The organism is Streptomyces sp. SID9727 (assembly GCF_010550605.1).
GTDB lineage: Bacteria > Actinomycetota > Actinomycetes > Streptomycetales > Streptomycetaceae > Streptomyces.
In genome coordinates, this window is record NZ_JAAGNI010000462.1 from 1 (window position 1) to 7,092 (window position 7,092).

At 74.9% G+C, this 7,092-nt stretch carries 6 protein-coding genes; 4 read left to right on the forward strand and 2 right to left on the reverse strand.

Going from position 1 to position 7,092, the window contains the following annotated elements:
* Nucleotides 1-66: 66 nt before the first annotated feature.
* Nucleotides 67-750, reverse strand: a complete 684-nt coding sequence (locus G3I41_RS32095) for a phosphotransferase (RefSeq protein WP_203601955.1) — start codon at nucleotides 748-750, stop codon at nucleotides 67-69.
* Nucleotides 751-940: 190 nt separating this feature from the next.
* Here G3I41_RS32095 and G3I41_RS32100 point away from each other — a divergent pair, with 190 nt between their 5' ends.
* Both G3I41_RS32100 and G3I41_RS32105 read left to right on the forward strand, forming a co-directional pair.
* Nucleotides 941-2,299: an alpha-lytic protease prodomain-containing protein gene (locus G3I41_RS32100; protein WP_164404057.1), complete on the forward strand. Its 1,359-nt coding sequence runs from the start codon at nucleotides 941-943 to the stop codon at nucleotides 2,297-2,299.
* A 116-nt stretch (nucleotides 2,300-2,415) separates the two neighbouring features.
* Complete coding sequence (locus G3I41_RS32105) at nucleotides 2,416-3,288, forward strand: carbohydrate-binding protein (protein ID WP_164404053.1); 873 nt, start codon at nucleotides 2,416-2,418, stop codon at nucleotides 3,286-3,288.
* Nucleotides 3,289-3,420: 132 nt separating this feature from the next.
* On the opposite strand, the gene G3I41_RS32110 is transcribed toward G3I41_RS32105, so the two are convergent.
* Complete coding sequence (locus tag G3I41_RS32110; protein ID WP_164404054.1) at nucleotides 3,421-5,106, reverse strand: bifunctional 3'-5' exonuclease/DNA polymerase; 1,686 nt, start codon at nucleotides 5,104-5,106, stop codon at nucleotides 3,421-3,423.
* A 118-nt stretch (nucleotides 5,107-5,224) separates the two neighbouring features.
* On the opposite strand from G3I41_RS32110, the gene G3I41_RS32115 reads away from it, so the two are divergent.
* Both G3I41_RS32115 and G3I41_RS32120 read left to right on the forward strand, forming a co-directional pair.
* Complete coding sequence (locus G3I41_RS32115) at nucleotides 5,225-6,382, forward strand: DUF2786 domain-containing protein (RefSeq protein WP_164404055.1); 1,158 nt, start codon at nucleotides 5,225-5,227, stop codon at nucleotides 6,380-6,382.
* Between the two features lie 68 nt (nucleotides 6,383-6,450).
* Nucleotides 6,451-7,092, forward strand: a 642-nt coding sequence (locus G3I41_RS32120) for an FUSC family membrane protein (RefSeq protein WP_275408468.1), incomplete at its 3' end; no start/stop codon positions are given.

The window sequence follows — 7,092 nt, forward strand, 5'->3', positions numbered from 1 at the left end:
CTGCCCGCCCGGCTCGCCCTGCGCACCCGGCCGGTGGAGCTCGCCGGGGCGCGGGAGTAGACCCCGCTACCGCCCCGCCAGCGCGGTGACCAGGGCCGCCGCGTCGCCGATCAGGGCCGTCTCGGCCGGGCTCATCGTCGGGTTGAGGGAGCGCCGGGCGGCCGCGTCGGCGAGGTGGCGGGCGGGGATGCCGTCGTCGGCGGCCAGACGCGGCACCAGGGCGGTGACCAGTTCCCGGGCCCCGTCCGCCGCCGGGTGAGCGGGATCCACGGACACCTGCGCCAGGATCAGTGCCGACATGGCCCGGTCCAGGGCGGGCGGGCCCTCCTCGGTGTTGCTCCAGTCGATGACCACGGGCCCGTCCACCGTCAGCAGCACGTTGTCCGGGTGCAGGTCCAGGTGGAGCACCCGGTCCTCGGGGTCGGGCGAGAGCCGGGCCGGGATGGTGTGCAGCTCGGCGAGGAGCCCGGTCAGCAGGTCCGCGCCCTCCTCGGCGCCGACCGCCCCGGACATCAGGGACTCCAGCATCGTCGGGCCGTGCAGGCGCTGGAGGACCAGATCGCCGGGACCGGCCGACGGGGGCTGCGGGCCCAGCCGGGGCACCGGGTAGCCGGAGGCGGACAGGTAGGACAGGACGGGCAGTTCCCGGGAGGCGTCCATCCCGTCGCGGTAGCGCCGCAGCACCCACGCCTCGTCCAGCTCGTACACGTCCGCGTCGCGTCCACTGCCCAGCAGTCGGCCTATTCGCATGGGGGGAACCTACTCGGGGCCCGTATACAAAGGCAGTTCGGGCCCAGCCCCGGCACCCCATAACGCGGCGCGATGGGGCGGACGGGATCTCCTGGAGCTGACGTGTACGCGGCTACCTTGGCGGCGAATTCCCCCGCACCGCTTCCCCCGAAGCGATCCCCCGAACAAGGAGAGTTCCGTGGAGAGATCCATGCTCCGCAGGCGGGCCCTGGCCGCGTGTACCGCCACCGTGGCCGTCGGCGCGCTCGCACTCGCCGGGCTGACCGGCACCGCGTCCGCCGACCCCGCCCCCCACACCCCCGCCGTCACGACGGATGCCGCGCAGCTCTCGCCCGGACTGCTGAAGGCCATGCAGCGCGACCTCGGGCTGACCGCCTCCGAGGCCCGCAGCCGCATAGCCAGCGAGGCGCGGGCCACCGCCGTCACCGCCGGACTGCGGTACTCGCTCGGCGACGACTTCGCCGGGGCCCGCGTCTCGGGTGACGCGGGCGACTTGACGGTCTCCACCACCGACCCCTCGGACGCCGCGCGCATCGCGAAGGCCGGGGCCCGCGCCGAGGTCGTCGACCACAGCCTCGCCGAACTCGACGCCGCCAAGGCCGCGCTGGACCGGGTCGCGCTGCGCACCGCGCCCACGGGTGTGCCCGCCTGGTACGTCGACGTGCGCAGCAACCGCGTCGTCGTCCAGGCCGGGAGGGCGTCCGCCGCCGACGCGTTCCTGGCGAAGGCCGGCGTCTCCCGTGACCTGGTGACCGTCGCCCGGTCCACCGAGCAGCCCCGTACCTTCACGGACCTGCGCGGCGGCGACGCGTACTACATGAACGGCTCGGGCCGGTGCTCCATCGGCTTCCCCGTCAAGCGCGGCACCCAGGGCGGTTTCGTCAGCGCCGGGCACTGCGGCACCCCGGGCGTCTCCACCAGCGGCTACAACCAGCAGGCCCAGGGGTCCTTCCAGGGCTCCACCTTCCCCGGCCGCGACTACTCCTGGGTCGCCACCAACACCAGCTGGACCCCGCGCCCGCTGGTCAACGGCTACGGCAACGGCGACGTGACGGTCACTGGCTCCACCGAGGCGATCGAGGGCTCGTCGGTCTGCCGGTCCGGCTCCACGACGGGCTGGCACTGCGGCACGGTCCAGCAGCGCAACAGCAGCGTCACCTACCAGGAGGGCACCGTCTCCGGGGTGACCCGGACCAACGTCTGCGCCGAACCCGGCGACTCCGGCGGCTCGTTCATCTCGGGCAGCCAGGCCCAGGGCGTCACCTCCGGCGGCACCGGCAACTGCTCGCAGGGCGGTGTGACGTACTTCCAGCCGCTGAACCCGGCGCTCCAGGCGTACGGGCTGACCCTGGTCACCAACGGCTCCACCACCCCGCCCGACCCCACCGACCCGCCGACCAACCCGGGCGGCACCTGGGCGGCCGGCACCACCTACGCGGCCGGTGACGTCGTGACGTACGGCTCGGCGAGCTACCGCTGCCTCCAGGGCCACCTGGCGCAGCCCGGCTGGACCCCGCCGAACGTCCCGGCCCTGTGGCAGGCCGTGTAGCACCGGAACACCCGCCCCTCAGGCGATCGAGGAACGGGCCCGGGGCGACCGACACCGCCCCGGGCCCCCGCACCGCGCACGTGCCCTTCCCCACCATCCCGAGGAGTCCGTCAGCCATGCCCCCCACAACCCCCGAGTCCTCCGCACCCGAACCCACCGCCGACGCCGCGGGCGGTCCCGCGATCAGCCGCAAGTCCCTCCTCAAGGCGGCGCTCGTGGCCACCGCCGTACCGCTGTTCGCGGGCGGCGGGGTGGCGCTGGCGCGCGACGCCGGGAACACCGGCCGGCCGCTCGCCCCGACCCCGGACTGCGACGACGGCGACGAGCCGACGCACGACCAGATCGAGGGCCCGTACTTCAAGCCCAACTCCCCGCTCCGCACCAGCCTGGTGACCGCGTCGACGCCCGGTGTCCGGCTCACCGTCAGCGGATACGTCTTCGGGCGCGAGTGCCGCCCCATCCCCGGCGTGCTGCTCGACTTCTGGCAGGCCGACACCAACGGCGCGTACGACATGAGCGGTTACGCCTTCCGCGGCCACCAGTTCACCGATCAGAACGGCGCGTTCACGCTCACCACGATCGTGCCCGGCCTCTACCCCGGCCGGACCCGGCACATCCATGTGAAGGCCCAGGCCCCCGGCTCGGGCATCCTCACCACCCAGCTGTACTTCCCGGGCGAGCCGCGCAACAGCACCGACATGCTGTACGACGCGGCGCTGCTGATGAACGTCCGGGCGGTCGGTTCCGGCAAGGAGGGCACCTTCGACTTCGTCCTCGACGTCGCCCAGGACCCCACGGACCCGACCGATCCGCCCACCGACCCGACCGACCCGCCGACCGAACCGGGTGGCACCTGGGCGGCCGGGACGTCCTACACCGCGGGAAACCGCGTCACATACGGCGGGGTCGCCTACCGCTGTCTGCAGGCTCACACCGCCCTGACCGGCTGGGAGCCGCCGAATGTCCCCGCGTTGTGGGAACGCGGGTAGACAGGCAGACGGCCGGGCGGCCGTAACCGCCGCGCCCACGCGCCCCGGGCTCTCTCCCCGGGGCGCGTGGGCGCACGGCCCGGGCCGGAGGGGGTTCGGTCCCGGGCCGTTCCGGCTGCCATGCCGCTTCTGTCACTTCGCGTCCGAGTAGCGCTCCACCACCGCCGTGGTGAACGGGAAGCGCACGGGTGTGTCTCCGAAGGCCGTCCGGCCGGCCACCTCGGCGGCCTCCCGGATCGCCGCCACCACCGCGTCCGTCTCCGCGAGCGGGCAGTGCACGATCACCTCGTCGTGCTGGAAGAAGACCAGCTCGGCCCGGAGCCCGGCGGCGGCGACCGCCCGGCGCAGGGCCGCCAGGAGAAGCAGAGCCCACTCCGCCGCGCTGCCCTGGACCACGAAGTTCCGCGTGAACCGGCCGCGCGCCCGCGCGTCCGAGGAGGCGTAACCGGGCGTGTACTCCGGGCGGGCCCCCTCCTCCTCCTGCGGGATGCCCGCCTCCCCGTCCTCCCCGCGACCGGCCGCCGGCGGACTGGTCCGGCCGAGCCACGTCCGTACCAGACGGCCCTCCTCGCCCGCCTTCGCGGCGTCGTCCACATAGGCGACCGCGTGCGGGAACCTGCGGCGCAGGGCCGCCAGATTCTTCAGGCCGTCCCCGGACGTCTGCCCGTAGACGGCCCCGAGCAGCGCGATCTTGGCGTGGTCGCGGTCGCCGTGGAAGGCGCGGTCGGACAGCGCGGCGTAGAGGTCCCCCTCATGGCCCGCGACCTCCATCAGGCCCGGGTCGCGGGAGATCGCGGCCAGCACCCTCGGCTCCATCTGGGCGGCGTCCGCGACGACGAGGCGCCACCCCTCGTCCGCGACGACGGCCCGCCGGATCACCTTGGGGATCTGGAGCGCCCCGCCGCCGTTGGTCGTCCAGCGCCCGGTGACCGTGCCGCCCGGCTGGTACTCGGGGCGGAAGCGGCCGTCGCGCACCCAGTCCTGGAGCCAGCTCCAGCCGTGCGCGGTCCAGATCCGGTACAGCTTCTTGTACTGGACGAGCGGCCCGACCGCCGGGTGGTCCAGGGACTCCAGCTCCCAGCGGCGTGTCGAGCGGACCTTGATCCCTGCCTGCGCGAACGCCCGCACCACGTCGGCGGGCAGATCCGGGCGCACCCGGCGTCCGAAGGCGGCGGACACCTCGTCGGCGAGTTCGGCGAGGCGGCGGGGCTCGCCGCCGCCCGCGTACCGCTCGCCGAGCAGTTCGTGCAGCACCTCGCGGTGGACGTCGGCCCGCCAGGGCAGGCCCGTCCGGTTCATCTCGGCGGCGACCAGCATCCCCGCCGACTCGGCGGCCGTCAGCAGCCGCATCCGCTCCGGCCGGTCCGTCGCCCCGTGGCGCGCGAGCTGTGCCGCGTACACCTCGGTCAGCGCGTCGAACGGCAGCTCCGGGCCGGAGGGCGGCTCGAACAGGGACGACTGGGAGCCGGGCTCGGCGGACCGGGGCGGCGGATCGGGCGGTACCGGGCCGCCCCGCAGCCGGGCGAGCGCGGCGACGGCCGAGCGGGGCTCGCCGAGCCGGCCCTCGTGGCCGAGGAGCAGGGACTCGGCGGCCTCCACGTCGTAGGCCCGTTCGACCCGCACCCCGGCGGCCAGCAGCCGGGGGTAGACCTCGGCTGTCGAGCGCCACACCCAGCGGGCGACGTCCGGCCGGGAGCGGACCGCCTCCGCGAGGTCCGGCTCGGTCAGGACCGGGCCCGCCGGCAGGCCGGAGCGGTCCAGCGGGGCGAGGCGCGCGCCGCCGTCCTCCGTGACGGCCAGCGCCCAGCGTTCGGTCATACGGCCGAGTCTGGCACCCGGCACTGACAACGGCCGGGAGCCCGTGTTTCGTGCGCGCGTTCGATATCCACAGCCTGTGGACGGCGGTCAGCGGAGGATGCGCGCCTACCCTGACCTCATGGAAACGGTGATCGACCAGGCGTTCGCGGCCGCCCTCTACACGGAGGGCGACGCCGGTCTCGACACCGGCGCCTCGCTGCTCGCCGCCGCCCCGCGGGCCGACGCGGAGCTGGTGCGCAAGGGCGAGGAGTTCGTCCGGCGCGCCTGGGAGCGGGGCTGGCTGCCCGCCGACGTCCTCCGCCTCGTCCGCCGTGAACTGGACGAGCACGCCGCGGGCCTGGCCGCCGGGCTCATCGCGTCCGAGGTCCGCCGGTATCCGGAGCTGCCGCCGCGCTGGCGGTCCCAGCTGGACGAGCTGCCGGCGGCGCCGCCCGCGGGCCGGCCCGACCGGTTCTCGTACGCCTCCGCGCTCCTCGCCCTCTACCGCCTGCTGCTCGCCCTCCCGGCCATCGAGCCCGTCGGGCCCCCGCCGGGCGCGGCGCGTGAGGCCCTGACCCGGCCGCCCGCCGCCGGTGAGCCCCGCATGCTGACCCGCATCCGCGCCCTGCTCGCGAAGGCGGAGGCGACCGGCTATCCGGAGGAGGCGGAGGCCCTGACCACCAAGGCGCAGGAGCTGATGGCCCGGCACAGCATCGACGAGGCCCTGCTCGCCGCCCGTACGCACGGCGACCGCACCCCCGGCGCCCGCCGGATCGGCGTGGACGCCCCGTACGAGACGGCCAAGGCGATCCTGCTCGACGCGGTGGCCGCGGCGAACCGCTGCCGGGCCGTGTGGAACAGCGACCTGGGCTTCACCACGGTCGTCGGCTTCGAGGCGGACCTGGAGTCCGTCGAACTGCTCCACACCTCGCTGCTCGTCCAGGGCACGGCCGCGATGACCCGCGCGGAGGCGGGCCAGCGAGCCGGCGGACGCAAGCGGACCAAGACGTTCCGTCAGTCCTTCCTGATGGCCTACGCCCAGCGCCTGGGCAGCCGCCTCGCCGACGGCACCGCCCGTGCCACGGCCGAGGCGGAGAGCGGTGCCGGCGCCGGCGACGCACTGCTCCCGGTGCTGGCCGCCCGTGACCTGGCGGTCACCGAGACCGCCGAGCAGATGTTTCCGCGCACCACGACCACCCGGGTCAGGGGCGCGACCGACCTGGACGGCTGGACGCACGGCACGGAGGCGGCGGACCGGGCCCGGATGAGCGGGGAGACCCGGGGCATCAGGGGCTGAGTGACCACCAGCCAGACCTCCATTCCCTATAAGTCGGGCAAAACGGCGATTCCGGTTAGGCTCGGCACATGAGCTGGCTCCGGGCGCTGAAGGAGACCGCCCGCTCCGGCCTGAAGATCGAGCGGCGGCGCCTCGAACCGCTGATCGCGGTGCGCGGCGCGGCCGGGCTCGCCCTGGTCATCGGGGTCGGTCTCGCGCTGTTCGGCCCGGTGGTCGCCGCCAGCTCCGCGTTCGGCGCGTTCCAGGCGGCCATCGCCACCTTCCAGCGCAGCTGGCGCCCGCGCCCCGTCCTCGCCCTGGTCTCCGGCGTCAGCCTCGGCTTCTCCACCTTCCTCGGCTATGTGACGGGCGCCCACCTCCTGCTCTTCCTGCTCCTCCTGGTCACCTGGACCTTCCTCGCCGGGCTCGCCTGGGCGGCGGGCCCGACCGGGGGCATCATCGCCGCGTCCAACGTCGCGATCATGCTCGTCACGATCACGCTGCCGACCTCCGTCGCGCAGGCGGCCCTGCACGGCGCGATGATCATGTTCGGCGGGGTCGTCCAGGCGGCGCTGATCGTGCTCTTCCCGATCCGCAGATGGGGCGCGCAGCGCGACGCGCTCGCCGACGCGCTGGCCGCCGAGGCCGACTACGCCCGGCGGCTGCGCCACGACCCGGTCGCCCACTTCGACCCGGTGCCGCTGATGCTCGCCCGCCGGGCCGCCGCCGTC

Coding starts and splice junctions, on each gene's coding strand:
- G3I41_RS32095 (WP_203601955.1), bottom strand. CDS start 750: ATGCGAATAGGCCGACTGCTGGGCAGTGGACGCGACGCGGACGTGTAC.
- G3I41_RS32110 (WP_164404054.1), bottom strand. CDS start 5,106: ATGACCGAACGCTGGGCGCTGGCCGTCACGGAGGACGGCGGCGCGCGC.
- G3I41_RS32100 (WP_164404057.1), top strand. CDS start 941: ATGCTCCGCAGGCGGGCCCTGGCCGCGTGTACCGCCACCGTGGCCGTC.
- G3I41_RS32105 (WP_164404053.1), top strand. CDS start 2,416: ATGCCCCCCACAACCCCCGAGTCCTCCGCACCCGAACCCACCGCCGAC.
- G3I41_RS32115 (WP_164404055.1), top strand. CDS start 5,225: ATGGAAACGGTGATCGACCAGGCGTTCGCGGCCGCCCTCTACACGGAG.